General features: G+C 68.3%; 25 protein-coding genes. 3 read left to right on the top strand and 22 right to left on the bottom strand.

Features of this window, described 5'->3' with window-relative positions:
- Positions 1 to 2: 2 nt before the first annotated feature.
- The 11 genes from aroB to C5B99_RS08310 all read right to left on the bottom strand — a co-directional run bounded on the left by aroB (position 3) and on the right by C5B99_RS08310 (position 11,173).
- The gene (gene aroB, locus C5B99_RS08260; RefSeq protein ID WP_374953189.1) at positions 3 to 1,085 is read right to left on the bottom strand and encodes a 3-dehydroquinate synthase; all 1,083 of its coding nucleotides are present in this window, start codon (positions 1,083 to 1,085) and stop codon (positions 3 to 5) included.
- The gene (locus tag C5B99_RS08265) at positions 1,078 to 1,593 is read right to left on the bottom strand and encodes a shikimate kinase (RefSeq protein ID WP_104241279.1); all 516 of its coding nucleotides are present in this window, start codon (positions 1,591 to 1,593) and stop codon (positions 1,078 to 1,080) included. Before C5B99_RS08265 ends, aroB begins: the two co-directional genes overlap by 8 nt.
- The gene (gene aroC / locus C5B99_RS08270; protein ID WP_104241280.1) at positions 1,590 to 2,861 is read right to left on the bottom strand and encodes a chorismate synthase; all 1,272 of its coding nucleotides are present in this window, start codon (positions 2,859 to 2,861) and stop codon (positions 1,590 to 1,592) included. Before aroC ends, C5B99_RS08265 begins: the two co-directional genes overlap by 4 nt.
- A 4-nt stretch (positions 2,862 to 2,865) precedes the next feature.
- Complete coding sequence (locus C5B99_RS08275) at positions 2,866 to 3,732, bottom strand: shikimate dehydrogenase (RefSeq protein ID WP_104241281.1); 867 nt, start codon at positions 3,730 to 3,732, stop codon at positions 2,866 to 2,868.
- Positions 3,725 to 4,978: an endolytic transglycosylase MltG gene (gene mltG / locus C5B99_RS08280; protein ID WP_181059351.1), complete on the bottom strand. Its 1,254-nt coding sequence runs from the start codon at positions 4,976 to 4,978 to the stop codon at positions 3,725 to 3,727. The genes C5B99_RS08275 and mltG overlap by 8 nt, the downstream gene beginning before the upstream one ends.
- Complete coding sequence (gene ruvX, locus C5B99_RS08285; protein ID WP_104241282.1) at positions 4,923 to 5,429, bottom strand: Holliday junction resolvase RuvX; 507 nt, start codon at positions 5,427 to 5,429, stop codon at positions 4,923 to 4,925. The genes mltG and ruvX overlap by 56 nt, the downstream gene beginning before the upstream one ends.
- Positions 5,422 to 8,091 carry an alanine--tRNA ligase gene (gene alaS / locus C5B99_RS08290; protein ID WP_104241283.1) on the bottom strand — a complete coding sequence of 890 codons (2,670 nt, stop codon included), beginning with the start codon at positions 8,089 to 8,091 and terminating at the stop codon, positions 5,422 to 5,424. Before alaS ends, ruvX begins: the two co-directional genes overlap by 8 nt.
- A gap of 72 nt (positions 8,092 to 8,163) precedes the next feature.
- A complete protein-coding gene (locus C5B99_RS08295) occupies positions 8,164 to 8,358 on the bottom strand; it encodes a Na+ dependent nucleoside transporter N-terminal domain-containing protein (RefSeq protein ID WP_104241284.1) in 195 nt (64 codons plus the stop codon).
- Between the two features lie 38 nt (positions 8,359 to 8,396).
- A complete protein-coding gene (locus C5B99_RS08300) occupies positions 8,397 to 8,822 on the bottom strand; it encodes a DUF948 domain-containing protein (RefSeq protein ID WP_104241285.1) in 426 nt (141 codons plus the stop codon).
- Between the two features lie 197 nt (positions 8,823 to 9,019).
- Positions 9,020 to 9,649, bottom strand: coding sequence for a 30S ribosomal protein S4 (gene rpsD, locus C5B99_RS08305; protein ID WP_104241286.1), 630 nt, complete (start codon positions 9,647 to 9,649; stop codon positions 9,020 to 9,022).
- 198 nt (positions 9,650 to 9,847) lie between these two features.
- Entirely contained in the window at positions 9,848 to 11,173 is a 1,326-nt protein-coding gene (locus C5B99_RS08310; protein ID WP_104241287.1) for a replication-associated recombination protein A, read from the bottom strand.
- Between the two features lie 69 nt (positions 11,174 to 11,242).
- On the opposite strand from C5B99_RS08310, the gene C5B99_RS08315 reads away from it, so the two are divergent.
- From C5B99_RS08315 to C5B99_RS08325, 3 genes are all read left to right on the top strand, one after another.
- Positions 11,243 to 12,022, top strand: a complete 780-nt coding sequence (locus C5B99_RS08315) for a peptidylprolyl isomerase (protein ID WP_104241288.1) — start codon at positions 11,243 to 11,245, stop codon at positions 12,020 to 12,022.
- Positions 12,023 to 12,158: 136 nt separating this feature from the next.
- Entirely contained in the window at positions 12,159 to 13,391 is a 1,233-nt protein-coding gene (locus tag C5B99_RS08320; protein ID WP_104241289.1) for a DUF349 domain-containing protein, read from the top strand.
- A 40-nt stretch (positions 13,392 to 13,431) separates the two neighbouring features.
- Positions 13,432 to 14,007 carry a hypothetical protein gene (locus tag C5B99_RS08325; protein WP_146081964.1) on the top strand — a complete coding sequence of 192 codons (576 nt, stop codon included), beginning with the start codon at positions 13,432 to 13,434 and terminating at the stop codon, positions 14,005 to 14,007.
- Here C5B99_RS08325 and C5B99_RS08330 read toward each other — a convergent pair.
- From C5B99_RS08330 to pdxS, 11 genes are all read right to left on the bottom strand, one after another.
- Complete coding sequence (locus C5B99_RS08330) at positions 13,994 to 16,228, bottom strand: bifunctional (p)ppGpp synthetase/guanosine-3',5'-bis(diphosphate) 3'-pyrophosphohydrolase (protein WP_104241291.1); 2,235 nt, start codon at positions 16,226 to 16,228, stop codon at positions 13,994 to 13,996. The two genes, C5B99_RS08325 and C5B99_RS08330, sit on opposite strands and share 14 nt — an antisense overlap.
- Positions 16,229 to 16,313: 85 nt before the next feature.
- Complete coding sequence (gene secF, locus C5B99_RS08335) at positions 16,314 to 17,384, bottom strand: protein translocase subunit SecF (RefSeq protein WP_104241292.1); 1,071 nt, start codon at positions 17,382 to 17,384, stop codon at positions 16,314 to 16,316.
- Positions 17,384 to 19,147, bottom strand: coding sequence for a protein translocase subunit SecD (gene secD, locus C5B99_RS08340; protein WP_228496575.1), 1,764 nt, complete (start codon positions 19,145 to 19,147; stop codon positions 17,384 to 17,386). Before secD ends, secF begins: the two co-directional genes overlap by 1 nt.
- Positions 19,148 to 19,205: 58 nt before the next feature.
- Complete coding sequence (gene yajC / locus C5B99_RS08345) at positions 19,206 to 19,601, bottom strand: preprotein translocase subunit YajC (protein WP_181057836.1); 396 nt, start codon at positions 19,599 to 19,601, stop codon at positions 19,206 to 19,208.
- Between the two features lie 125 nt (positions 19,602 to 19,726).
- On the bottom strand, positions 19,727 to 20,761 hold the full coding sequence (gene ruvB, locus C5B99_RS08350; RefSeq protein WP_104241294.1) for a Holliday junction branch migration DNA helicase RuvB: 1,035 nt from the start codon (positions 20,759 to 20,761) through the stop codon (positions 19,727 to 19,729).
- Complete coding sequence (gene ruvA / locus C5B99_RS08355) at positions 20,758 to 21,381, bottom strand: Holliday junction branch migration protein RuvA (protein ID WP_104241295.1); 624 nt, start codon at positions 21,379 to 21,381, stop codon at positions 20,758 to 20,760. Before ruvA ends, ruvB begins: the two co-directional genes overlap by 4 nt.
- 4 nt (positions 21,382 to 21,385) lie before the next feature.
- Complete coding sequence (ruvC, locus tag C5B99_RS08360) at positions 21,386 to 22,012, bottom strand: crossover junction endodeoxyribonuclease RuvC (RefSeq protein WP_104241296.1); 627 nt, start codon at positions 22,010 to 22,012, stop codon at positions 21,386 to 21,388.
- Positions 22,013 to 22,017: 5 nt separating this feature from the next.
- Positions 22,018 to 22,782 carry a YebC/PmpR family DNA-binding transcriptional regulator gene (locus tag C5B99_RS08365; RefSeq protein ID WP_104241297.1) on the bottom strand — a complete coding sequence of 255 codons (765 nt, stop codon included), beginning with the start codon at positions 22,780 to 22,782 and terminating at the stop codon, positions 22,018 to 22,020.
- A gap of 128 nt (positions 22,783 to 22,910) precedes the next feature.
- A complete protein-coding gene (locus C5B99_RS08370) occupies positions 22,911 to 24,215 on the bottom strand; it encodes a M18 family aminopeptidase (RefSeq protein WP_104241298.1) in 1,305 nt (434 codons plus the stop codon).
- Positions 24,216 to 24,261: 46 nt separating this feature from the next.
- The gene (gene pdxT, locus C5B99_RS08375; RefSeq protein WP_104241299.1) at positions 24,262 to 24,858 is read right to left on the bottom strand and encodes a pyridoxal 5'-phosphate synthase glutaminase subunit PdxT; all 597 of its coding nucleotides are present in this window, start codon (positions 24,856 to 24,858) and stop codon (positions 24,262 to 24,264) included.
- Between the two features lie 7 nt (positions 24,859 to 24,865).
- A complete protein-coding gene (gene pdxS / locus C5B99_RS08380; protein ID WP_104241300.1) occupies positions 24,866 to 25,783 on the bottom strand; it encodes a pyridoxal 5'-phosphate synthase lyase subunit PdxS in 918 nt (305 codons plus the stop codon).
- Positions 25,784 to 25,801 lie beyond the last annotated feature (18 nt).

The raw sequence follows: 25,801 nt of genomic DNA on the forward strand, positions 1-25,801 counted from the left end.
ATCTAGCTGGCGATCTCCTGGTACGCGGCGAACAGCAGGCTCTCGTCCGGCGCCTGCATGATCGTCGGACGGCCGAGCCCGTCGAGCACGACGAAGCGCAGCATGGCTCCGCGAGCCTTCTTGTCCCGACGCATCGTCGCGAGGAGCGTCTTCCAGCGGCCGGCCGGGTAGCTCGTGGGCAGGCCGAGCAATTCGAGGATGGACTTGTGTCGATCCGCCGTGGCGTCGTCGAGGCGCCCCGAGAGGCGGGCCAGCTCGGCGACGAACGCCATGCCGATGGAGATGGCGGCGCCATGACGCCATTGGTACCGTTCCGCGTTCTCGATGGCGTGGCCGAGCGTGTGCCCGTAGTTGAGGATCTCGCGCAGGCCCTGCTCGGTGAAGTCCTCGCCGACGACCCTCGCCTTGACGCGGATCGCGAGCTCGAGCACCCGCAGGAACTCGGGCGTGGTCGGGTCGGTCGCGCGCTCCGGGTCGCGCTCGATGATGTCGAGGATCTCGGGCTCGGCGATGAAGCCGGCCTTCACGACCTCGGCGAAGCCGGCCAGCAGCTCGTTGCGAGGGAGTCCGGCCAGGATCTCCGGGTCGATGACGACCCCCGCCGGCGGGTGGAAGGAGCCGACGAGGTTCTTGCCCTCGTTGGTGTTGAGGCCCGTCTTGCCGCCGATGGCCGCGTCGACCATGGCGAGCACCGTCGTCGGCATGTGCACGACCTTGACACCCCGGAGCCACGTCGCGGCGATGAAGCCGCCGATGTCGCTCGTCGCTCCCCCGCCGATCGTGATGACCGCGTCGGACCTCGTGAAGTCGGCCTGGCCCAGGATCTGCCAGCAGAACGCCGCGACCTCGATGCGCTTCGCTCCCTCGGCATCCGGGATCTCCGCGATGAGCACCTGGTTGTACTCGCCGACAAGCTGCTCGCGCACCCGCTCGGCGACATCCGCCAGGTGGGGCGCGTGCACGATCAGGACCTTGGCGACGCCCTCCCCGAGGAGGCCGGGGATGACCGCAGCCGCCTCGCGGAACTGACCAGCCCCGATGATGATGTCGCCGTGGGCGCCGGGAACCTCGATGATCTCAGGCAACGTCGCTTGGTCCTTCCTTGGTCTGCTGCTCCAGCCACTCCGCGATGTCTTCGACGACGCGGACCATGGGCCGGAATGAAGTGTCGAACGTCGCATCCGCGAGACGTTCGTAGGTCTCGCGGCGTGCTTCGTAGATCTGGGTCCAGCTCTCGATGCCCGTGATGAGCGGGCGCTTCGCGTTGCCGGTGATGCGCTCGGCGATAGCGGCGGGAGTCGCCGTCAGGAGGATGACGGTGTGCCCGCCGAGGCGGGACTGGGTCTGCGCATCCATCACGGCACCACCACCGAGCGACAGGACCTCGGTGGTCTCGAGGTGCTCGGCGATGACGTCCCGCTCGAGACGCCGGAACTCGGCCTCCCCGTGCTCGACGAAGATCTCGGGGATCGCGCCGTGGCGCGCGACGATCACCTTGTCGGTGTCGACGTAGCTCACGTCCAGCACCTTGGCCAGGCGTCGGCCCGCCCTCGACTTGCCCGCGGCAGGCGGGCCGATGAGCACGACGCTCATACGCGCCACTCGCTGAGCGAGTCCCCCATCGGCGTCTCGTCGACGGGACCGGCCTGCAGCTCGGCCTCGGAGACGGACTCGCTCGACGTGCGCAGCAGCGGCGGGATGCTCGCGAGGTAGCTCTCGATGTTTCGCTTCGTCTCGCCGACGGAGTCGCCCCCGAACTTCTCGAGGATGGAGTCGGCGATCGTGAGGGCCACCATCGCCTCGACGACGACACCGGACGCTGGGACCGCGCAGACGTCGGAACGCTGGTGGTGCGCAGCCGCATCCGCGCCCGTCGCCACATCGACGGTGTGGAGGGCCTTCGGGACGGTCGCGATCGGCTTCATGCCGGCCCGGACTCGGAGCACCGTGCCGGTCGCCATGCCGCCCTCGATGCCACCTGCACGGTCGCTGGAGCGGACGATGGAGCCGTCGCGGACGTACAGCGGGTCGTGCGCCGCGGTGCCTGGACGACGTGTGGTCTCGAAGCCGTCGCCGACCTCAACCCCCTTGATCGCCTGAACGCTCATGAGCGCCTTCGCGAGTCGCGCGTCGAGGCGGCGATCCCAGTGCACGTAGGAGCCGATGCCGGGCGGCAGGCCCCAGACGAGCACCTCGGTCACGCCACCGAGCGTGTCGCCGCTCTTGCGGACCTCATCGATGAGGGCGACTGCGGCAGCGGAGGTCTCCTCGTCGAACACGCGAACCGGATCCGCGTCGATGGCGGCCAGGTCGCCGTAGGCGGGCAGCGGCGCGTCCTCGGGCACACGGACCGTCCCGATGGCGAGCGTGTGGCTCAACGTCGTGATCCCGAGCTCCGAGAGGAAGCGCTTCGCGATCGCGCCGAGCGCGACACGCGCCGCCGTCTCGCGTGCGCTCGCGCGCTCGAGGACCGGGCGCGCCTCGTCGAAGCCGTGCTTCTGCATGCCGATGAGGTCGGCGTGCCCCGGTCGCGGGCGCGTGAGCTTCGCACCGCGTCCCGTGTCGAACACAGCCGCGTCGACCGGCTCGGGGCTCATGACCTCGACCCACTTGGGCCACTCGGTGTTGCCGATCCGGATGCCGATCGGCGACCCCATCGTGAAACCGTGCCTGACGCCGGCGGACAGCGTGAGCTCGTCCTGCTCGAACTTCATTCGTGCGCCTCTGCCGTGGCCGAGCTTCCGGCGGGCGAGGTCGGTGCGGAGATCGTCGAGGGAAAGCGGGACACCAGCTGGGAGTCCCTCGAGGATCGCAAGGAGTTCTGGGCCGTGGGATTCCCCGGCCGTGAGCCATCGAAGCATTGGACTATTCTGACACGCGCAGCGCGGCGGTTCGCATCGCCGAGCGAACCTCGGCCTCCCTGGGGAGGACTTCCGACTCATCACGGCCGGTGAAGAGCCGAACCTGCACGAGTGCCTGGGCCAGGAGGAGCTCGAGTCCCGAGACCACCTGACCACCGGCGGACTGCCAGCGCGTCGCGAGCTTCGTGGGCCACGGGTCGTAGAGCACGTCGAAGAGCACCGCCCCCTGCACCCACGATGCGTCGATGCCGACGTGGTCCCGGTCCCCCGGCACGGTGTTGACGACGAGCTCCGCGGCGCGCGCCTCGGGGGGAAGCGCGTCGAACGCAGCGAAGGTCAGCACCTCGACCTCGACCCCCAGCGAGCGCGCGAGCGCCGCCATGCCCTGCGCTCGTTCCGGCGCTCGGACGACGATGGAGAGCTCGGTCGCCGCCAGCGAGGGCAGCGCTGCGATGACGGCGGCCGCCGTACCGCCAGCGCCGAGCAGCCGCACCCGAGGAGCCGAGAGGACACCTGCCTCGTTGAGCGCCGCGACGAAGCCCGTCACATCCGTGTTCCACCCTCGAGCCGGGGCGCCCGCGTCCGCCCCGTCGAAGACCAGCGTGTTGACGGCGCCGATCTCCGATGCGGCGGGCGCGAGCGTGGAGGCGAACGCGCGAGCCTCGTGCTTCAGGGGCATGGTCACGGAGAACCCGCGCCATCCCTGCCCCCTCGACGCGAGGAAACCCGCCAGCCCACCCTGCGGCACGTCGAAGCGCTCGTAGCTCCAGTCGAGACCGAGGACCTCGTACGCGGCCGAGTGGATCGCTGGAGACTTCGAGTGCCCGATCGGAGACCCCAGGACGGCGAGCCTCGTCGAAGCCTCACCCATATTCGGGGTGCTCGGCCATCCACGCCAGCCACTTGGCGACCGCGACCTCGTGCTCCTCGAACGTCTCGGAGAAGATGGTCTCCCCCGTGTCGAGGTTCCAGGTCACGAAGTACACCCAGGGGCCGTCCGCAGGGTTCACCGCCGCGTCGATCGCGATGTCGCCGGGGTTCGAGATGGGGCCGACCACCATCCCGGGATGCACATAGGTGTTGTAGGCGTTCGCCGCGTCGGCGCGCTCGGCATCGCTCGTCGAGACCCGGTGCGTGTTGCCCGTTCCGTAGGCGACCGTGGCGTCCGACTGGAGGAGCATGCCCATGTCGAGTCGGTTCAGGAAGACCCTCGAGACCTTGTAGTAGTCCTCTCTGAGCCCGGCTTCCTTCTGGATGAGCGAGGCGAGGCGCACCGTGTCCCAGCGGGCTTCCGGAGCTACTCCGTGCTCGTCGAGCGACTGGAACATGCGATCCACCAGGGTCTTGAGCACCGTCGTGGCGTCGACGCCCGGATCGAAGCTGTAGGTCGCCGGGAACAGGAAACCCTCGAGGGTCGTGGCTTCGGCAGGGAGGCCGAAGTTCGCGGGAACCGCGGCGGCCTCGAGGTCGGCGACGGGGATGCCGACGCCGCCCTCGATGAGGGCGTAGACGTCCTGGAGGGCGGTCCCCTCCGGGATCACGACCGTCGACTCCTGACGGTTCGCGGGGTCGAGGAGCGACACGAGCGCTGATTCTGCGCTCATCTCCTCCTGCATGCCGTAGCTGCCCGGGATGAACACCGGGTCCTCGGGCTGGGCCAGCACCTCATCCACGAAGGCACCGGAGGTCTTCACGATGCCCACGTCGGCGAGGCGCTCTCCGATCGAGGTCCCGGTGTCGCCGGACTCGATCGTGAAGGCGAGCTCCGTGCCGTTTCCCGACCCCTCGAAGTCGGCGGAGGCGGCGCCGCCGCCGAAGATGCTGCGCAGCTGCGAGCCGAACCCGAACCACACGACCGCCGCGCTCACGGCGACGACGACCACGAGCACGAGGATGACGAGCAGACTCCGCTTGCCACGGCGTGCCGCGGTCGACTCGCGGCGTCGGCTGCCGCCTGCCCTCCGCGGGCTGGCAGCACCGGCATCCGTTGCCGGGGCCGCCTCGTCGGAGAAGAGATCGCCGAATGGGTCGTCAGGTGTGAAGCGCTTTCGTCCGTCGTGGCTACTGGGGGTCTGGTTGTCCGACAGAGTCCTGATCCTTTCGGGAGAGGAGCTCACCCGGTGCACGTCCGGATTGGCGCTCCGCGTCGAGCGAGGTTTGCAAGATGACCACTGCGGCCATCTGATCGATGATGTGTCGAGACCTGGAGGCCTTCCGGCCGACGTCTCGGAGCTGGCGGCTTGCACTCACCGTCGTCAGACGCTCGTCCACCAACCTGAGTGGCACCGGAGAGCTCGACGCGATCTGCTCTGCGACGGCCCTCGCGTCGGCGGTCGAGGCGGTCTCCGCACCCGACAGCGACAGGGGCAGTCCGACGACGATCTCGATGGCGTCGTACTCGGCGACGAGTTCCGCGATGCGCCTGGCGTGCGCGTCGCCCTTGGCGCCGTCGCGCGGCACGGTCTCGAGGGGGGTGGCGAGCATGCCGTGCGGATCACTCCGGCTGACGCCGACGCGGGCCTTGCCCACGTCGACGCCGAGTCGGGTGCCGATCCGGAACTCAGTCATTCGCCAGTGCTGAGCGGATGGCGGCAAGCGCGTCGTCGAGCCGTTCGACGTCGGTGCCGCCGCCCTGGGCGACATCCGGCTTGCCGCCGCCGCCGCCACCGAGGATCGGGGCGGCGATACGGACCAGAGCGCCTGCCGCTGCACCGGTGTCCCGGGCGGCGGCGTTGGTCGCGACGAGCACGATCGGCTTGCCGTTCGAGGCGGCCCCGAGGGCGACGACGGCCGGGCGCTCGCCGAGCTGCTCGCGGACGGCGAGCGCCAGCGAGCGGAGCTCATCGGCACTCCGAACCTCACCGAGGTGCTTCGCGACGAGCACGACGCCCCCCGCGGTGCTCGCCTCGGCGGCAAGAGCCGGTACGCGCTGCATGGCTTCCGCCGCCTCGAGCTCCGCGATGCGCTTCTGCGCGGTCTTGAGGCTCGCGGCGAGGTCCTGCACGCGATCGGCAAGCTGCTCCCGCGGCGCCTTCAGGCTGCTCGTGAGCTGCGAGACGATGGCGCGCTCGACGGCGAAGTCCGCGAAGGCGTCGCGGCCGACGAGTGATTCGATGCGCCGGTTGCTGGAACCGACGGATGACTCGCCGATGAGGTTCACGATCCCCACCTCGGAAGAGCTGCCCACGTGGGTGCCGCCGCAGAGCTCGCGCGACCACGGTCCGCCGATGTCCACCATCCGCACGCGGCTGCCGTACTTCTCGCCGAACAGGGCGCGAGCCCCCAGGGATTTCGCTTCGTCGAGGTCCATCTCCCGGGTCGAGACGACATGGTTGGCGCGGATGGCGTCGTTCACGATGCCCTCGAGCTCGGCTCTCGTGTCGACCGTGAGCGCCTGGCTCCAGGAGAAGTCGAGCCGCAGGTAGCCGGCCTTGTTGTAGGAGCCGGACTGGTGGGCGTCTGGCCCGAGGACGTCGCGTAGCGCGGCGTGCAGCAGGTGCGTCGCCGTGTGAGCCTGGTTGGCGCTGCGTCGGTAGGCGGGGTCGACGATCGTCTCCACTCGGTCGCCGACAGCGACCTCGCCGGAGACGACGGTGACGGTGTGGCTGACGAGTCCGGCGATGGGACGCTGGACGTCGACGACGTCGGCAACGAGTCCGCGGGCTGCGGAGGTGATCTGGCCGGAGTCGGCCTCCTGTCCCCCGGACTCCGCGTAGAGCGCGGTGCTCGCGAGGATGATCTCCACCTGCTGACCGGCGCCTGCGCTGGCGGCGGGGACGCCGTTGACGATGAGACCGAGGACCTCGCTCTCGTGGGCGAGATCGGTGTAGCCCACGAACATCGTCTCGCCGAGCGAGCGGAACTCGCTGTAGACCGAGACGTCGGCGAGGGCCGAGCGCTTGGACTTGGCATCCGCCTTCGCCCGCGTGCGCTGCTCGCTCATGAGGCGCTCGAAGGCCTCGCGGTTGACGCTGACCCCTGCCTCCTCGGCGATCTCGACGGTCAGGTCGATGGGGAAGCCGAAGGTGTCGTGCAGCTTGAACGCGGTCTCACCGGAGAGGTGCTGCACGCCGCTGGCCCGCGTCTCGGTGACCGCGGTGTCGAGGATCGCGGTGCCGGCCGTGAGCGTCCGGAGGAAGGTCTCCTCCTCGGCGTACGCGAGGCGCGAGATGCGCGGGAACTCATCGACGAGCTCCGGGTAGGCGTCCTGCATGGCGTCCTTGGACGCTGGGAGCAGCTGCGGCAGGCTCGCCCCCTCGAACCCGAGGAGGCGCATGGCGCGAACGACTCGACGGAGCAGGCGACGCAGGATGTAGCCACGTCCTTCGTTGCCCGGCTCCACGCGGTCGGCCATGAGCATGAGCGACGAGCGCACGTGGTCGGCGACGACGCGCATCCGCACATCGTCGGTGTGCACCGCGCCGTAGCGCTTGCCGGAGATCTCGGCGGCCTTGTCGAGCACGGGCCGAACCTGGTCGATCTCGTACATGTTGTCGACACCCTGCTTGATGAACGCGATGCGCTCGAGACCCATACCCGTGTCGATGTTCTGCTTGGGGAGGTCGGCGACGATCTCGTAGTCGTCCTTCGTCGTGCCTGCGCCTCGCTCGTACTGCATGAAGACGAGGTTCCAGATCTCGACGTAGCGGTCGTCATCGGTGGCGGGGCCGCCGTCGACGCCGTACTCGGGGCCACGGTCGAAGAAGATCTCCGAGCAGGGGCCAGCGGGGCTGCCTGGGCCTCCGGCCGACCAGAAGTTGTCCTTCATCCCGAGGCCCTGGATGCGGTCGTCGCTGAAGCCCGTCACCTCGCGCCAGATGCCGCGAGCGACGTCGTCCTTCTCGTACACCGTGATCCAGAGGTCTTCCGGCTTGAAGCCGAGACCGCCGGAGCTCTCCGGGGAGGTGAGGAGCTCCCAGGCGAACTCGATCGCGCCCTGCTTGAAGTAGTCGCCGAACGAGAAGTTGCCGCACATCTGGAAGAAGGTTCCGTGCCGAGGCGTCTTCCCGACCTCTTCGATGTCGTTGGTCCTGATGCACTTCTGCACGCTGACGGCGCGATCGAACGGAGGCGGCACGATCCCGGTGAAGTACGGGATGAACGGCACCATGCCGGCGATCGTGAACATGATCGTCGGGTCGTCGCTGACGAGGGGCGCGGAAGGGACGACGGTGTGCCCGCGCTTCTCGAAGAAGTCGAGGTAGCGGCGACGGATCTCAGCGGTTTGCATCGTGCGGTGTGGCTCTTTCTCTGGCGACGGGCGACGAAGGTCGCCCAGGCGACGGGGGATGTGCTGGTCGCGCTACTTGATGTCGGCGATGGCCGCGGAGAGGTCCTGCGTGCGGGCCCGGTAGCCCTCGGCGACGGCCTCGGTGAACTCGTCGACGCGACCGTTCACGCCGGCGAAGAACTTGCGCCCTGCCGGAGTCGAGTTGACGAGGTGAGCGAGGGCGAACCCTGCGGCGATGCCGCCGATGATGCTGAGTGCTGTGCGCATGCGAACTCCTGTGAAGAGGGGTGAGGGGGTCGGACTGGTCAGCGCGTAGCGCGCGGCTTCGGCTTCTTCGGGGTGCTCTTCGGCGTGGACTTGACCTTGGACTTGGTCGGCCCGTCGCTCTTGAAGCTCGAGATGCCGGCGCGGACTGCCGCGGAGAACCCGGCGAGCTTGATGAGGGGGCCGCCGACGCTGGCGGCGGTGAGCGCGACGAGGCTGGAGACGTTGCTCGTCGTCTCGGACACGTGGGTGGTGATGCTGTCGATCTTCGCGAGCTGCTTGTTGGCCTCGAGGACGGTGACCTGCGTCTCGGCGAGCGTCGGGGTGATCGCATCGACGGACTCGCGGATGCCGCTGCGCACCTCGTCGAGGACGCCGCCGAGCTTCAGCAGAGGTACCGCGAGCAGAAGGACGAGGACGAGGAAGACTCCGGCCGCGATGAGGCCGGCGATGTCGCCACCAGACATGGTGCTCCTTACTGAGTGCAGCGAGCTGCCGCACGGATAGACGAACGGGGCTGCCGCACGCGTAGACGAGCGGCACAGTGCCGCAGGACAAACAAAGGGGCGGGCCATCTTGCGATGACCCGCCCCTATGCTAGTTGGCTCTCGCGGCTCGGACTGTCCCGAACTGCCAGTTCCGGCGAACCGGAGCGCCTGCTTGGCTAGCGAGCAGCGTAGTACTCGACGACGAGCTGGACTTCACACGTCACCGGGACCTCGACGCGCTTCGGACGGCGCACGAGGCGCGCCTGGAGCGTTGCGAGGTCGACATCGAGGTACGCGGGGACCTTGGGGAGGACGTCCGCGTGGCCACCGGCTGCGGCGACCTGGAAGACCTCGAGGGCCTCCGAGCGCTGCTTGACCTGGACGAGCTGCCCCGGCTTCACGCGGAAGCTGGGGCGGTCGACGAGCTTGCCGTCGACGAGGATGTGGCGGTGCACGACGAGCTGACGAGCCTGTGCCGTGGTGCGGGCGAAGCCCGAACGCAGGACAAGCGCGTCGAGGCGCATCTCGAGCAGCTCGACGAGGTTCTCACCCGTCAGGCCTGCCGCGCGACGCGACTCTTCGAAGACGATGCGAAGCTGCTTCTCGCGGAGCCCGTACTGGGCGCGCAGACGCTGCTTCTCGCGCAGACGGACGGCGTAGTCGCTGTCGGTCTTGCGACGCGTGCGGCCGTGCTCTCCCGGTGCGTACGGGCGCTTCTCGAGCGCGCGCTCTGCCTTCGGGGTGAGTGCGATGCCGAGTGCGCGGCTGAGGCGCACCTTGCTGCGTGAACGTGAGGTCTTGGACACAATTGCCTTTCGAGCGAAGTTTGGCGCGCGTGAGCGCGCAGAAATGAAGTTGCTCTCCGCCAAGGCCATGCCCCGGCGTCAAACTTGAGCAGTGTCGCGCGTGCGTCGGCTACAGACTGCACGCCTTGCTCTCGGACGCGCAGCCGCACGCAACCCCGGGAGGTAGACCGAGAAAGACTAGCACAGCCGCAGCCGCACTCAGAGTCCTGGCTTCGTGATGGCCCGCAGCTTCTCGAGCCTCGCGGCGATCTCCCGCTCTTCTCCGAACCGGGTCGGCGAGTAGTACTCGCGCTGGCTCAGCTCGTCGGGGAGGTACTGCTGCTCGGAGACCCCCCGTGCGTCGTCGTGCGGATACCGGTAGCCCTTGCCGTGGCCGAGGCGCTTCGCCCCGGCGTAGTGCGCGTCCCTGAGGTGCTTCGGCACGCGGCCGATCCCGCCCGCCTTGACGTCGGCGATTGCCGCGTTGATCCCCGAGTAGGCAGCGTTCGACTTCGGGGCAGTCGCCAGGAAGACGGTCGCCTGCGCGAGCGGGATGCGTCCCTCCGGCATGCCGATGAGCTGGACGGCGTCGGCCGCGGCCACGGCCATCTCGAGCCCCCGCGGCTCTGCGAGGCCGATATCCTCGCTCGCGAGCACGATGAGCCTGCGGGCGATGAAACGCGGGTCCTCCCCCGCGACGATCATGCGAGCCAGGTAGTGGAGTGCCGCATCAGGATCGCTGCCTCGCACCGACTTGATGAAGGCGCTGATGACGTCGTAGTGCTCATCGCCGTCCCGGTCGTAGCGGAGCAGCGCCTGGTCAGAGGCACTCGAGACGATCTCGGCATCGATCGTCGTCTGCTCGGAGGCCTGAGCGGCGGCCGCCGCCGCTTCCAAGGTCGTGAGCGCTCGTCGTGCGTCGCCGGAGGAGAACTGCACGATCGCGCGCTTGGCGTCATCCGCCACCTCGAAGGCGCCGCCGAGGCCGCGTTTGTCAGTGGTCGCGCGGTCGAGCAGCTCGATGAGGTCTGCCTCGTCGAGCGGCTGCAGGGTGAGCAGCAGGCTCCTGGAGAGCAGCGGACTGATGACCGAGAACGAGGGGTTCTCCGTGGTCGCCGCGACGAGCGTGACCCAGCCGTTCTCCACGCCGGGAAGCAGCGCATCCTGCTGCGCCTTGGTGAACCTGTGGATCTCGTCGAGGAACAGCACCGACTGGATGCCGTACAGGTCACGTTGGGTTAGGGCCTCATCCATCACCTGCCGCACGTCCTTCACGCCGGCGGAGATGGCGGAGAGCTGCGTGAATCGCTTGCCGGAGGTGTGCGCGATGGCCTGGGCGAGGGTCGTCTTGCCCGTGCCGGGTGGCCCCCAGAGGATCACGGACGTTCCCGCACGCGTGTCCTGCTCGGGTGAGGCGAGGGCGCGCAGGGGTGAGCCGGGGCGCAGCAGGTGCCGCTGACCCACGACCTCGTCGAGGGATCTCGGGCGCATCCGCACCGCGAGGGGCGCAGTTGTGCCCGCAAGGCTTGGCGCGTCACCTGTCATGAAGCCCGATGTTAGTAAACTCCCCTCTGGTGCCTGCACGGCATGCTGAAGACAAGCGAATGAGGCACAGTGGCAACTTCGGACAAGAACTCCCGCGAACAGCGTCGGCGGACCCGCGAGTACGAGGCGCGCGTCGCCGTCCACGAGCGCGGCGTCCGGCGCCGCAGCCGAGATAACCGCACATGGACGATCGCTCTTGTCGTGGTCGCCCTCGTCGTCGGCGCACTGCAGGTCTTCTACTTCACGGGCGGTCCAGGAGCCCCAGCCCCCGCCGCGGACGAGACGACGTCCCCTGCGGCCACGCCGTCCGGCGAGGTACCGGACCCGGCCCTGGCCGAGGGACGCACCTGGACGGGCGAGATGACCTTCAACGGCGACCTCACGCTGGGCATCGAGCTCGATGGCGCAGCCGCCCCGCAGGCAGTGGCAAACATGGTTTCGCTCAACGGCCAGAACTACTTCACCGACACCTCCTGCCACCGACTCACGACCGAGGGACTCTTCGTCCTGCAGTGCGGCGACCCGACAGGAACGGGGACCGGCGGACCCGGCTACAGCTGGGGTCCCATTGAGAATGCGCCGGAAGACGGCGTCTACCCCGCGGGCACGATCGCCATGGCTCGCCAGGGCGGCAACGCCGAGAGCATGGGCAGCCAGTTCTTCATCGTCTACGAGGACACCATCCTCCCTGGCGATGCCGCGGGCGGCTACACCGTCATGGGAAAGGTCACGGGCGGCCTGGACGAGTTCGTCGCGGGGATCGTCGAGCCGGGTGTCGACCCGGCTTCCGGCGGCGGCGACGGCGCTCCCGTGGCGCCCGCCGTCATCACCTCCCTCTCCCTGCAGTAGCGGATCGAGCGGGCCGCCTGCCGGAGCGGGACGGCGAGACTGGGCATGCCCTGGTGAACGAAGCGCCCGCAGTGTCCTAGCATGGGGAGTCAGTCGCGCAAGCTGCGCAAACGCCTACCGTGAGGGAATACTCGCCATGTCTGCACTCCCCCAGAATCCGTGGGGCCGCGTCGAAGAAGACGGCACCGTGTACGTGATCGAAGATGGAACTGAGCGCAAGGTCGGCCAGTACCCCGATGGCACGACAGAGGAAGCCCTCGCGTACTTCGTTCGCAAGTTCTCCGACCTCGAAGGCCAGGTGTCTCTCCTCGAGCAGCGCGTCAAGAACGGAGCCCCGGCCTCTGACATCGCCAAGTCCGCCAAGCACCTCAGCGCACAGCTGAGCGACGCGAACGCGGTCGGCGACCTCGCCGCCCTCCGTTCGCGCCTCGAAGCGCTCGGCGGCACCGTCAGCGAGCTCACCGAGCAGCAGCGCGAGGCGCAGCAGGAAGAGATCGCCGGGGCGCTCCAGGAGCGCGAGGCGATCGTGGTCGAGGCTGAGCGCCTCGCCGCCCAGCCTCCTGCTTCCATCCAGTGGAAGCAGACGACGGCCAGCATCGACGAGCTCTTCGCGAAGTGGAAGACCCACCAGCAGGACGGGCCCAGGCTCCCGAAGGCCGAGGCCAACGCGCTCTGGAAGCGGTTCCGTGGCGCGCGCAGCACGCTCGAGCGCGAGCGCCGAGCCTTCTTCGCGGAGCTCGACGCGAGCCACAAGACGGCTCGCGATGCCAAGACGAAGATCCTGGAGCGGGCTGAGGCGCTTGCCCCCCGCGGCGCCGACGGTGTCGCTGAGTACCGCAGACTCCTCGACGAGTGGAAGGCAGCGGGCCGTGCGGGCCGCAAGTACGACGACGCGCTCTGGAACCAGTTCAAGGCAGCCGGAGATGTGCTCTTCCAGGCCAAGGGCGAGGTCGACGCAGCAGAGAGCGTCGAGTACTCCGCCAACTACGAGGCCAAGGCTGCTCTTCTCGAAGAGGCGACCCCGATCCTCCAGCTGACCGACCGCCGGGCGGCGCGAGAGAAGCTCGCCGACATCCAGCGTCGGTGGGATGAGATCGGGCGTGTGCCCCGCGAGAACTTCAAGGCCACGGAAGACCGCCTTCGTGCCATCGAGCAGCATGTGCGCAAGCTCGACGACGATCACTGGCAGAAGTCCAACCCCGAGCGTCAGGCCCGGAGCCAGGGCATGCACAGCCAGCTGACCGAGGCCATCGAGAAGCTCGAGGCCGAGCGCGCCGACGCTGAGGCGCGGGGAGACAAGCGGGCGGTCAAGGAGGCCGAAGAGGCCCTCGAAGCCCGCCGCGTCTGGCTCGCGGCCATCGGCAGCTGAGTCTGAGCGTCACTCCACAGCAGTCGAGACCGTCTGCCGTGTGAGCCATGAAGTGGGGCAGGATGCGAGCGTGCATCCTGCCCCACTTCGTCTTCTGCCCTTCGCCGAGCTCCAGGTCATGGAGCGGGACGGTGAGATCTTCCGCTTCGGCCACGCGTGTGCCGTGGGGTACGCGTCGATCGCTGGGCCGCTCACGTCGGCGGACCGGGCTTCGACGCTCGCGCGTCTCGTGACCGGCAGCTGCGCCGTGGGTGGCGCGTCAGCGATCTGGGTGCATGCGGGCGGCCCTGCGCCGCAGCAGGTCACGCTGGCGTCCCCGCGTGGTGCGCGACCGCCGAGGCGGCAACGTGCGGGTGTGAGGTACAGATCCACTGCTCCGCCGCCGGAGGCTGTTGTGCTCGTCGGTGGCGTCCGGGTCGTCCGAACCGATCTCGCGCTCCTGGATCTCCTGCACGACCCGGAGAGCAGCCAGGCGTCGATCGATCACGCGGTGCGGCTGCTCGCCAGGGACCCGGTGGAGCTCCTCGCTGACTATCCCAGCCACCGGAGGCCGTTCGTCTCCCTCGCGAGGGACCGCGCGACGCTGGCCCGCTGTGCAAGCGCTACTGCGTCTTGACCCGGTACACGTCGTAGACGCCGTCGATCCTGCGGACGGCGTTGAGCACACGGTCGAGGTGCGTCGTGTCGCCCATCTGGAACGAGAACTTGCTGATGGCGAGGCGAGCCTTCGAGGTGTGCACGGTTGCGGAAAGGATGTTGACGTGGTGCTCGCTCAGCACGCGCGTCACGTCGCTGAGCAGTCCGGAGCGATCGAGCGCCTCCACCTGGATGTTCACGAGGAACACGCTCGAGGAGCTGGGGGCCCACTGGACCTCGATCATGCGCTCGGGCTCGCGCCGGAGGCTCGCGACGTTGTTGCAGTCCGCGCGGTGCACGGAGACGCCCTGGCCGCGCGTGACGAAGCCGAGGATGTCGTCACCGGGCACCGGAGTGCAGCACTTGGCGACCTTGACGAGGATGTCCGGTGCACCCCGGACGAGGACGCCGGAGTCGCTCGTGGTCGGGATCGTCGTGCCGGGGGTGAACTGCGGCGCCTCATCCGCGGCGGGGACGTCCTGTTCCTGGCGGAGGGCTGCCTGCAGCTTCTCCATGACCGACTGGGTCGAGACGTGCCCGTCGCCGACTGCGGCGTAGAGGGCGGTCACGTCGAGGTAGCGGAGGTTCGACGCGACCGAGGAGAACGCCTCCTGGACGTGGTCCTTGTTCAGCGGGAGACCGGCCTTCCGCAGCGCCTTGGCGACGGAGTCCTTCCCCTGCTCGATGGCCTCGTCTCGGCGCTCCTTCGAGAACCACTGCCTGATCTTGTTCTTGGCTCGGGCGCTGGCGACGAAGGTCAGCCAGTCCTGCTTCGGTCCGGCATCCGGGTTCTTCGAGGTGAAGACCTCGACGACATCGCCGTTCTGCAGCTTCGAGTCGAGGGGCAGGAGACGCCCGTTGACCTTCGCGCCCATGGTCCGGTGGCCGACGTCGGTGTGGATCGAGTACGCGAAGTCGACAGGAGTGGCCCCAGCGCTCAATCCGATGACCTTGCCCTGGGGCGTGAAGACGTAGACCTCCTTCGCGCCGAGGTCGAAGCGGAGGGAGTCGAGGAACTCTCCAGGGTCGGTGGTCTCCTGCTGCCAGTCGCTCAGGTGCTTGAGCCACGCCATCTCGGTGCGGGTCTCGTCAGCCTTGTCCTGCTTGCCGGACTGGGCGTTCTGCTTGTACATCCAGTGCGCCGCGACGCCGAACTCTGCGCGGCGGTGCATCTCGATCGTGCGGATCTGGATCTCGACGGGTTTGCCGTCCGGTCCGATCACCGTGGTGTGCAGCGACTGGTAGAGGTTGAACTTGGGTGTCGCGATGTAGTCCTTGAATCGCCCTGGCATGGGTGTCCACCTGGCATGGATGGCTCCGAGGACGCCGTAGCAGTCGCGCACCGAGTCGACGATGAGGCGGATCGCCGTGAGGTCGTAGATCTCGTCGAAGTCGCGGCCCCGCACGATCATCTTCTGGTAGATCGAGTACAGCTCCTTGGGGCGCCCGTAGACGTCGCCCCGCATCTTCAACTGCCGGAGGTCCGACTGCACCTCGGCGATGACCCGCTGTACGTACTTCTCGCGCTCGGGCTGCCGGTGGGCGACGAGATTCTTGATCTCGGAATAGATCTTTGGATTGATGACGGCGAAGGAGAGATCCTCGAGCTCGTTCTTCATCGCCTGGATACCCATGCGGTGCGCCAGGGGCGCGTAGATCTCCAGCGTCTCCTTCGCCTTGCTCTTCGCCTTCTCCGGGGACATGAAGCCCCACGTTCGAGCGTTGTGCAGACGGTCGGCGAGCTTGATGACGAGGACGCGGATGTCCTTCGACATCGCCACGACCATCTTGCGCACGGTCTCTGCCTGCGCGTTGTCGCCGTATTTGACCTTGTCGAGCTTCGTCACGCCGTCGACGAGCATCGCGATCTCGTCGCCGAAGTCGGATCGAAGCTCGTCGAGCGTGTAGTCGGTGTCTTCGACGGTGTCGTGGAGGAGCGCGGCCGCCACGGTGATCGAGCCGATGCCGAGATCGGCGAGGATCTTCGCGACGGCGACCGGGTGCGTGATGTAGGGCTCGCCGCTGCGGCGGAACTGCCCCTCGTGGGCGTCCTTCGCCACCTCGTAGGCCCGCTGCACGAGTGCCGTGTTCGCTCGAGGATCGTGCTTTCTGAGCGACTTGAGAATCGGCTCGAGGACGTGCACCGGCTGCTTCGCGAACATTCGCGGCATTCGCCAGCGCAACGAGGAGACTTCACTCATGCAGCACCTCCATATGCATCATCACCCTGGCCTGCGTGGGTACGCGGACCAGGGTGATGACAAGTTATCACCGTGCGGGGTGTCCTCAGGACGCGGAGGCCTTGGGCGCCGGCTCGGACTCCGAGGCGGCTGCCGCTTCGTCGTCTTCGGCGTCAGCATCGGCCTCGTCGCGCTCCTTGAGCGTGCGCGCGCGAGCCGCGAGGATGCGCTTGTCCGTACGGGCGATCTCCGGCTCGCGTGAGCGCAGCGCCGCGTAGAGCGGGCCCGCGACGAAGATCGTGGAGAGCGCTCCGACGAAGATTCCGATGAACAGTGCGAGGGCGATGTCCCGCAGCGTGCCCGCGCCCATGAGGAAGGCGCCGATGAACAGGATCGCTCCGACCGGGAGCAGCGCCACGACTGAGGTGTTGATCGAGCGCACGAGGGTCTGGTTGATGGCCAGGTTCACGAGCTCGCCGAAGGTCCGGGAGGATTCCGCGTTGTAGTCCTCGGCGTTCTCACGGATCTTGTCGAAGACCACGACGGTGTCGTAGAGGGAGTAGCCGAGGATGGTGAGGAAGCCGATGACGGCCGCGGGGGTGACCTCGACGCCGGTGACGGCGTAGACGCCCGCCGTCACGACGAGGTCGTGGGCGAGGGCGACGAGCGCCGCGATCGACATCTTCCAGGTGCGGAAGTACAGCGACATCAGGATGGCGGCGATCGCCACGAAGACACCGAGGCCGATCACCATCTGACGGGTGATGTCCTGCCCCCACGATGGCCCGATCGTGGACAGGTTGACGTCCTCGACAGGCACGGAGTACGCCTCGGCGAGCTGCGCGCGCAACTCCGTGTTGGCGTCCTCGGAGAGGGCGTCGGTCTGCACGCGGATTCCGCCGTCGCCGAGGACCGCGACCTTCGCGGGGGTCGCCGTGAACTCGGCGGCGGCCGCGATGGCCGGCTCCTGCTCGTCGGTCGCCGGCTGCGAGACCAGGAACTCGGAGCCACCGGTGAACTCGATGCCGAGCTCGAGGCCTCCGCGGAGGATCGGCACGAGGATCGAGATGAGGACTGCGATTCCCGCGATGGAGAACCAGATCTTCCGTCTGCCGACGAAGTTGAACGAGCGCTCCCCCGTGTACAGGTCGTTGCCCAGGGTCTGGAACTTGCTCATCAGGCCTTCTCCCCATTGCTCGTGGTCGACGTCTGATCGGCATTGGCCGATCCGGCCGCCACGAGGTCATCGCCGCCGGCCTTCTTGGCGGCTTCTGCCTTGCGCTCGGCGAGCGTCTGTCGGCGCTCGGCCTCGCGTGTTGCGCCGCGCTTCTTCTGCTCCGGGGTGCGGAACGTGCCGCGGCCGCGGTACACCGCGCCGAGCGATCTGGGATCGAGGCCCGAAGCGGGGTGTCCGTCCGCGAAGAACGGTGTCCGAGCGAGCAGGCGCATGAGGGGGTGGGTGAAGAGGGTGACCACGATGATGTCGATGATCGTCGTGATGCCGAGTGTCAGCGCGAAGCCGCGCACGTTGCCGACGGCCACGAACAGGAGCACGATGGCCACGAGGAAGTTGACGGCGTCCGATGCGAGGATCGTTCGGATGGCGCGTGTCCAGCCGCCCTCGACAGCCGAGACCAGCCCCTTGCCGTCTCTCAGCTCATCCTTGATGCGCTCGAAGTAGACGATGAACGAGTCGGCCGTGATGCCGATGGCGACGATGAGGCCCGCGACACCCGCTAGCGAGAGCCTGTACCCCTCTTGGTTGGAGAGATACGTGACGACGATGTAGGTCAGGGCCGCGGCGATGACCAGCGACGCGACGGTCACGAGTCCGAGCGTGCGGTACTGGAACAGCGAGTAGACGACGACGGCCGCGAGCCCGATGAGACCGGCGATGAGGCCGTTCACGAGCTGCGAGCTGCCCAGGGTCGCCGAGATAGTGGAGGTCGACTGCGCGACGAAGTTGAAGGGCAGCGCGCCGAACTTCAGCTGGTCGGCGAGGGCCTTGGCGCTCTCCTCGTTGAAGTTTCCTGAGATCTGCGGCTTGCCGTCGGTGATCGCCGCGTTGGTGGTCGGAGCCACGATGACCTGGTTGTCGAGCGTGACGGCGAAGCGGTTCTGGTTCTCCGTCAACCCGACGAGTCGCTCGGTCACGGCAGCGAACTCCTGCGTGCCCTGCGCATCGAACTCGATGTTCACGGCCCACTGGTTGGTGGTCGCGCCGGTGCTCGTGGTCGTGAGACCGCTCGTGGCGTCCGCGATGCGCTCACCGGTCACCTCGACCGGCCCCAGGACGTACTTCTCCGTCCCGCTGTCGTCGCAGGTGATGAGCGGCTGGGTCGGGTCGATGTCCGCAGCGGGTGCGAGGTCGGCGCAGTTGAACTGCAGGAAGTCGACGTACATCTGCTCGGTGACCCAGTTGAGGTCGCTCGCGTTCGTCGGCTCCGCGGTGGGCGTCGTCGAGAGCTCCTCCGGCAGCTGGTCGGCCGGGATGGCCTGGCTGTTCGCGGCCTGGTCCGCGACGAGCACGGCACGGAACTCGAGCTTGGCCGAGTTCTCGATGCGGTCTCGCGTGAGCTGGTCCATCTCACCTGGGACGGAGACGACGATGTTGCGACCGCCCTGGGTGGTGATCTCCGCCTCGGAGACGCCGGACGCGTCGATGCGCTGGCGGATGATCGAGACCGCCTGCTGCATCTGCTCGGACGACGGGTCTGCCTGGCCCTCCGGCAGCTGCGCCGCGAGCACGACCTGGGTACCACCCTCGAGGTCGAGCGCGAGGCGAGGCGTCCACTGACCGCCTTGCGTGGCGACGGCCAGCCAGTTGAGGCCCACGAGGGCAAGGATGAGGATCAAGAGCCACGTGAGCGTGCGCCAGGCGCGCTGGACGATGCCAGCACCCCGACCACGACGCGCCGATGACGTTGTCGACTTCGCCAAGAGAGTTCTGCCTTCTGACCTCAAGACGAGGCCCGTGCGTGAGAGGTGAGGGAGTCGCCTACGCCTTGTTGATGTTCGGTCCGGACTCGGACCCGTTGTCGCTGTCGCGGCGCTCGGACTCAGCCTCGGCCTCGAGCTCGGGACGCTCTTCGACGGCCTCGTGCTCGGAGAGCGCGGAAGCGTCGTCCGGGACAGCCGGAGTGAGGATGTTCGCGACGGTCATCGAGTGGACGCGGAGACGAGTGCCCGGCTCCGACTCGATCGTCGTGATGTTGTTCTCCTCGTCGATGTCGACGATCGTGCCGTAGACGCCGCTCTGCGTCATGACATCCGCGCCGATGACCGCGCTGCTGCGCATCTCCTGCTGCTGCTGGGACCTCTTCTTGTTGCTGCGCCACATGAAGAAGATCATGACGCCGAGGAGGACGAGGGGAAGGAGAAGCGTGAGATCCATTGTGGGTGCCTTTCTGGCAGTCCGTACTACGACTATGCACGCCCGGAACGACGGCAAACGCATCTAGTGTACGTCGCGGTCGTCCGGATGTCGCTCAGCAAGAGCTGGAGGGGTGAAGCTGGTTCCTAGATGTCGAGAGCTGACCGCTGGGGTGCTCCCCCGCCAGGGAGGGTGCGCCCGAGGTGCGCGTAGGCCTGCTGCGTTGCGACGCGGCCCCTCTGCGTGCGGGTGACGAGGCCGGTCCGGACGAGGAAGGGCTCGACCACGCTCTCGACGGTCTCCGCCTCCTCGCCGACGGAGACGGCCAGCGATCTCACGCCGACCGGTCCCCCGGCGAAGCGATCGATGAGCGCCTGCAGGACGGCGCGGTCGAGACGGTCGAGGCCGAGCGCGTCCACGTCGTAGACCAGGAGTGCGTGCTGCACTGCCTGCTCGTTGGCGTCGGTCTCGTGGACGAGGGCGTAGTCGCGCACTCGCCGGAGGAGTCGGTTCGCGATTCGCGGTGTGCCCCGGCTGCGGGTCGCGATCTCGGCGAGCGCCGCGTCGTCGACGCGGAGGTCGAGCAGGCGGGCCGCACGGGCGAGGACCTGTTCCAGCTCGGCGTCCTCGTAGAACTCGAGGTGCGCGGTGAAGCCGAAGCGGTCGCGAAGCGGGTTCGGGAGGAGGCCCGCTCGGGTGGTGGCGCCGATGACGGTGAACGGGGCCAGCTCGAGCGGAACGCTCGTGGCGCCTGCGCCCTTGCCGACCATGATGTCGATGCGGTAGTCCTCCATGGCGAGGTACAGCATCTCCTCGGCCGTACGCGCCATGCGGTGGATCTCGTCGATGAACAGCAGCTCACCCGGCACCAGACTGGAGAGGACGGCCGCCAGGTCGCCCGCGTGCTGCAGCGCGGGACCGCTCGTGAGTCGAATGGGCTGCCCCGTCTCCTCGGCGACGATGAGAGCCAGCGTCGTCTTTCCGAGGCCAGGGGGGCCCGCGAGCAGGATGTGGTCTGGGGTGCGACTCTGCAGGGCGGCTGCCTTGAGGAGCAGCTCCAGCTGCACTCGCACCTTCGCCTGGCCGACGAACTCGGCGAGGTTTGCCGGCCTGAGGGCTCCCTCGAAGGCGATCTCCGCCTCGGACTCGGGTGCCTCCGGGATGTGCGAGGCGTCGGTCACGAGCGGCTCCCGGCCGGCCCGAGCAGCTTGAGAGTGGCCCGCAGCAGCTTCGCGACGTCCTGCTCTTCACTCTCGAGGGCCTTCGCAGCATCCTCGACCGCGGGCGAAGCCTGCCGTTCTGCGTAGCCGAGGCCGAGTAGCGCTTCGACGACGTCGCGGCGCACCGCTGCGGCTCCGCTGCCGGAAGACGGCTCCCCCGTGGCCGTGCCCGGGGCAGGCGCGAGAGCGATCTTGCCCGCGAGCGAGAGGATGATGAGCTTGGCAGTCTTGGGTCCGATGCCACTCACTGCCGTGAAGGCCTTGACGTCCTCTTCGCTGACCGCGCGGGCGACCTGTTCCGGCTCGAGATGTGCGAGCACGCCGAGCGCGGACTTGGGGCCGACTCCGGTGACCGTGATGAGGTGCTCGAAGATCTCGAGCTCCTCGGGTCGCTGGAACCCGTACAGGGTCCAGGCGTCTTCGCGGACGACGAGGTGCGTGCGCAGCAGCACCTCGGTGTCGAGGCGGAGCTGCAGGGCATGGGCTGGGGTCACGAAGACCTGGTAGCCGACACCCGCGGCCTCGATCGTGACCGTTGTGGCGGTCCGGTACAGCACCTGGCCGCGGAGGGAAGCAATCACCGGTCTACCGTACGCGGCGGCCGCGGGATTTCGCGGCACGCTCGGCGGCGAGCCACGCGCTCTGCGCGGTTGTCGGCGCGTCCGCAGGCCGCCCGGCTGACGCGACGGCTCGCTGCGCTGGCGTCTGGCCCCCCGCGGGCTTGAGGGCGTCGAGCGGGGATTTCCAAGCCGAGCAGATAGCGAGCGCCAACGCGTCGGCGGCGTCGGCCGGCTTGGGGATGTCATCGAGTCGGAGGATGCGCTGCACCATCGTGCCGACCTGCTTCTTCTCGGCTGAGCCGTAGCCGGTGACGGCGGCCTTGACCTCCGACGGGGTGTGCAGGACAGCGGCGATGCCCCGACGTTCCGCCGCGACGAGGATCACTCCAGAGATCTGGGCGACCCCCATGACGCTCGGGAGGTTCTGCTGGGCGAAGACGCGCTCCAGGGCGATGGCATCCGGCTTGAACTCGTCGAGCACGGCCTCGATGCCGTCTGCGAGGAGTCGGAGGCGCCGCTGCAGCTCATCTCCGGGAGCTGATGTGACCACCGAGACGTGCACGAACTCGACACGCTGTCGGCCGTGCGCGTCGACGATGCCGAGGCCGCAGCGCGTGAGGCCGGGGTCGATGCCCAGGATTCGCCGCGGCACTCGGACTACTCGTCGTCTTCGGAGAGCTGCTGCTGCACCTCGGCGGAGACGTCGATGTTCGTGAAGATGTTCTGCACGTCGTCGCTGTCCTCGAGCGCGTCGATGAGGCGGAACACCTTGCGAGCGGTGTCGGCGTCGGCCTCGACCTTGACGTTCGGCACGAACTCGGCGTCGGCGGAGTCGTAGTCGATGCCAGCGGCCTGCAGGGCCGTGCGTGCGCCGACCATCTCGCTGGCTTCCGTGCGGATCTCGAACACGTGCCCGTGGTCGATGACCTCCTCGGCGCCGGCGTCGAGGACGACCTCGAGCACGTCGTCCTCGGTGGGGGTCTCCTCGTGGGGGACGACGATGACGCCCTTGCGCTCGAAGTTGAAGGCAACGGAGCCGGGGTCCGCCATGTTGCCGCCGTTGCGGCTCATTGCCGTCCGCACCTCGGCCGCCGCCCGGTTCTTGTTGTCGGTCAGACACTCGATGAGCAGCGCGATGCCACCGGGGCCGTAGCCCTCGTACATGATCGTGGTGTAGTCGATCGACTCGCCCGTGAGGCCCGCGCCGCGCTTGACGGCCCGGTTGATGTTGTCGATCGGGACGCTGGTCTTCTTGGCCTTCTGGATGGCGTCAGCCAGCGTGGGGTTGCCAGCGATGTCGGCGCCGCCGATCTTCGCCGCGACCTCGATGTTCTTGATGAGCTTGGCGAACGACTTCGCGCGACGCGAGTCGATGATGGCCTTCTTGTGCTTGGTCGTCGCCCACTTGGAGTGTCCGGACATCTGTTCTCCGTTGTTCTAGCGCGTCTCACCTGCGGTGGGCGCCTGCTGCTGTTCGTATGCACGCTGACACCGTGGCCCGAGAAGTGGACGCCACTGGTCGCCGTCGGCGAGCGGTCTCTTCGTCTAGTTTACGCGTGCTCCGGCCAAGCACCCGCGAGGAACACAGCGAGTGCGCGTTCGAGGGCCTCGATGTCGGCGATCGCGGCCAGTTCGCGGGCCGAGTGCATGGAGAGGATGGGGATGCCGACGTCGACGGTCGAGATGCCGAGCTCGGTGGACGCGATCGGGCCGATCGTCGAACCGCACGGCAGCGAGTTGCTCGACACGAAGGCCTGCACGGCCACGCCCGCGTTCTGGCAGACGCCGGTCCAGAGTGCGCTCCCGCGCGCATCCGTCGCGTAGCGCTGGTTCGCGTTCAGCTTGAGGAGGGTCCCTCGGCCCGCGATGGGCCGGGTCTCGTCGTCGTGCTTCTCCGGGTAGTTCGGGTGCAAGCTGTGGCCCAGGTCGCTCGAGACGAGCCATGACGCGGCGAGCGCGCGACGCTGCTGGGCGGGTCCCGCACCGAGGCCCTCCTGGATGCGAGCGAGCACGTCGCCGAGGAACGGGCCGGCCGCGCCTGAACGGCTCGCGGAACCCACCTCTTCGTGGTCGAAGGCCGAGATGACGGGGATCACGCCACTCGGCACGGTCTCGACGAGTGCCGTCGTCGCGGCGTGGACGCTGACGAGGTTGTCGAGGCGAGCCCCGGCGAACAGCGCCTCGCCGTGTCCGAAGAGCTGGGCGTCCTGGGCATCTGCGAGGAAGAGGTCGAAGCCCGTGATCGAATCCGGGTCGACCCCGGCGTCGGATGCGAGCGCCGCCACGACGCCTCCCGCCGCCTCGAGACCGAGGACGGGGTGGGTGTGGCGCTGCGGGTCGAGGACGAGTCCGCGCTCGTTGACGCCACGGTCGAGATGGATCGCAAGCTGCGGGATGCGCGCGATGGGTCCTGAGGCGGCGAGCACGGTGGTGCCGTCAGCGAGGGCGAGACGGCCCGCGACGCGCAGCTCGCGGTCGAGCCAGGAGTTCAGCAGTGGCCCGCCGTAGACCTCGACCTCGAGGCGCTGCCAGCCCTGCGATGTCGACTCCGGGTTCGGCTTGAGCTTGAACCCAGGCGAGTCGGTGTGCGCTCCGACGATCGCGAACGGCGTGATCGGCGACGTGGACTCCGGCACTCGCCACGCGATGACCGCTCCGTCGCGGACGACGACGTAGCCGCCGGCCTCCTGTGGCCACTCATCGCGCTCGTCGAGTGACGTGAAGCCGGCATCCTCGAGCCGCCGTGCGACCTCAGCTGCCGCGTGGTAGGAGGAGGGGGCTTCGCGGATGAAGGCCGCGAGGGAATCGCTGACCTGCTTGCTCCTGGCTGCCTTGCTCGGACGGCGTCTCGCCATGTTCTGCTCCTGGTTCTCTGTCGAATCGGTCGGTGCGTGGCGTCGTTCAGTCGGCGTGCTCGGCGACCCGGTCGAGGAAGTACCTGTGGAACCGGGTCTCGCCGTTCATCTCCGGGTGGAACGACGTCCCGAGGAGGTTGCCCTGCGCGACGGCGACCACTCGACCGTCCGGGAGTGCCGCCATGACGCGGGCGCGGCTCCCGACGGCATCCACGACGGGGCCGCGGATGAAGGTGGCGTGAACGGCCGGCCCGCCCAGCTCCGGAACCTCGATCTGCGTCTCGAACGACTGGTTCTGCGAGCCGAAGGCGTTGCGCCGCACCGACACATCGAGGCCGCCGAAGCTCTGCTGGCCCCTGATCGCGTCGACGACGGTGTCGGCGAGCATGATCAGGCCGGCGCATGTGCCGAAGACCGGCATCCCTGCTGCGATTCGATCCTGGATGGGCTGGGCGATGTCGAAGATCCGAGACAGCTTGTCGATGACACTCGACTCGCCTCCGGGGATCACGAGGCCCGAAACTGCCTCGAGCTGCGCCTGGGTCCGCACGAGCACCACCTCGGCGCCGAGGTCCGTGAGCACCTGCTGGTGCTCACGGACGTCGCCCTGCAGGGCCAGGACGCCGACTACGGGAGTCGCCAACGCCTCGCTACCAGCCGCGTTCAGCGAGACGGTGCGGGGCCGCGAGGTCGGAGACGTTGATGCCGACCATGGCCTCGCCGAGTCCGCGCGATGCGGCAGCGATCACGGCAGGGTCGTCGAATGCGGTGGTCGCCTTCACGATGGCGGCGGCGCGCTGGGCCGGGTTGCCCGACTTGAAGATGCCGGAGCCGACGAAGACACCGTCTGCGCCGAGCTGCATCATCATCGCGGCGTCGGCCGGGGTCGCGACGCCACCCGCGGTGAAGAGCACGACGGGCAGCTTGCCGGTCTCGGCGATCTCGCGCACGAGTTCGTAGGGAGCCTGGAGCTCCTTCGCGGCGACGTAGAGCTCGTCGCGGGTCATGGACGTGAGGGCGGCGACCTCACCGCGGATCTTGCGGATGTGCTTGGTCGCCTCTGACACGTCGCCCGTGCCGGCCTCGCCCTTCGAGCGGATCATGGCGGCGCCCTCGTTGATGCGCCGCAGCGCCTCACCGAGGTTCGTGGCGCCGCAGACGAACGGCGTCGTGAACTGCCACTTGTCGATGTGGTTGACGTAGTCGGCGGGGCTCAGCACCTCGGACTCGTCGATGTAGTCGACGTCGAGCGCCTGCAGCACCTGCGCCTCGACGAAGTGCCCGATGCGAGCCTTAGCCATGACGGGGATGGAGACCTCGGCGATGATGCTCTCGATGAGGTCGGGGTCGCTCATGCGGGCGACGCCGCCCTGCGCCCGGATGTCGGCCGGGACGCGCTCGAGGGCCATGACGGCGACAGCGCCGGCGTCTTCGGCGATGCGCGCCTGCTCTGCGGTGACGACGTCCATGATCACGCCGCCCTTGAGCATCTCCGCGAGGCCGCGCTTGACCCGGTTGGAGCCTACGGTCCCGTCGGCGGCGACGAGGGGGGCAGTGCTTTCGCTCATGATGTCCTTACTTTCCGC

This window comes from Pseudoclavibacter sp. Z016 (genome assembly GCF_002931215.1).
Classification (GTDB): domain Bacteria; phylum Actinomycetota; class Actinomycetes; order Actinomycetales; family Microbacteriaceae; genus Pseudoclavibacter.

Excerpts from the sequence above, each read along its gene's own strand:
- C5B99_RS08365 (WP_104241297.1), bottom strand. The coding sequence starts at position 22,782 with ATGTCCGGACACTCCAAGTGGGCGACGACCAAGCACAAGAAGGCCATC.
- ruvX (WP_104241282.1), bottom strand. The coding sequence starts at position 5,429 with ATGACTGAGTTCCGGATCGGCACCCGACTCGGCGTCGACGTGGGCAAG.
- C5B99_RS08370 (WP_104241298.1), bottom strand. The coding sequence starts at position 24,215 with ATGGCGAGACGCCGTCCGAGCAAGGCAGCCAGGAGCAAGCAGGTCAGC.
- secF (WP_104241292.1), bottom strand. The coding sequence starts at position 17,384 with ATGAGCAAGTTCCAGACCCTGGGCAACGACCTGTACACGGGGGAGCGC.
- pdxS (WP_104241300.1), bottom strand. The coding sequence starts at position 25,783 with ATGAGCGAAAGCACTGCCCCCCTCGTCGCCGCCGACGGGACCGTAGGC.
- alaS (WP_104241283.1), bottom strand. The coding sequence starts at position 8,091 with ATGCAAACCGCTGAGATCCGTCGCCGCTACCTCGACTTCTTCGAGAAG.
- C5B99_RS08310 (WP_104241287.1), bottom strand. The coding sequence starts at position 11,173 with ATGACAGGTGACGCGCCAAGCCTTGCGGGCACAACTGCGCCCCTCGCG.
- C5B99_RS08265 (WP_104241279.1), bottom strand. The coding sequence starts at position 1,593 with ATGAGCGTCGTGCTCATCGGCCCGCCTGCCGCGGGCAAGTCGAGGGCG.
- C5B99_RS08295 (WP_104241284.1), bottom strand. The coding sequence starts at position 8,358 with ATGCGCACAGCACTCAGCATCATCGGCGGCATCGCCGCAGGGTTCGCC.
- aroC (WP_104241280.1), bottom strand. The coding sequence starts at position 2,861 with ATGCTTCGATGGCTCACGGCCGGGGAATCCCACGGCCCAGAACTCCTT.
- yajC (WP_181057836.1), bottom strand. The coding sequence starts at position 19,601 with ATGGATCTCACGCTTCTCCTTCCCCTCGTCCTCCTCGGCGTCATGATC.
- C5B99_RS08275 (WP_104241281.1), bottom strand. The coding sequence starts at position 3,732 with ATGGGTGAGGCTTCGACGAGGCTCGCCGTCCTGGGGTCTCCGATCGGG.
- C5B99_RS08320 (WP_104241289.1), top strand. The coding sequence starts at position 12,159 with ATGTCTGCACTCCCCCAGAATCCGTGGGGCCGCGTCGAAGAAGACGGC.
- C5B99_RS08330 (WP_104241291.1), bottom strand. The coding sequence starts at position 16,228 with ATGAGTGAAGTCTCCTCGTTGCGCTGGCGAATGCCGCGAATGTTCGCG.
- C5B99_RS08300 (WP_104241285.1), bottom strand. The coding sequence starts at position 8,822 with ATGTCTGGTGGCGACATCGCCGGCCTCATCGCGGCCGGAGTCTTCCTC.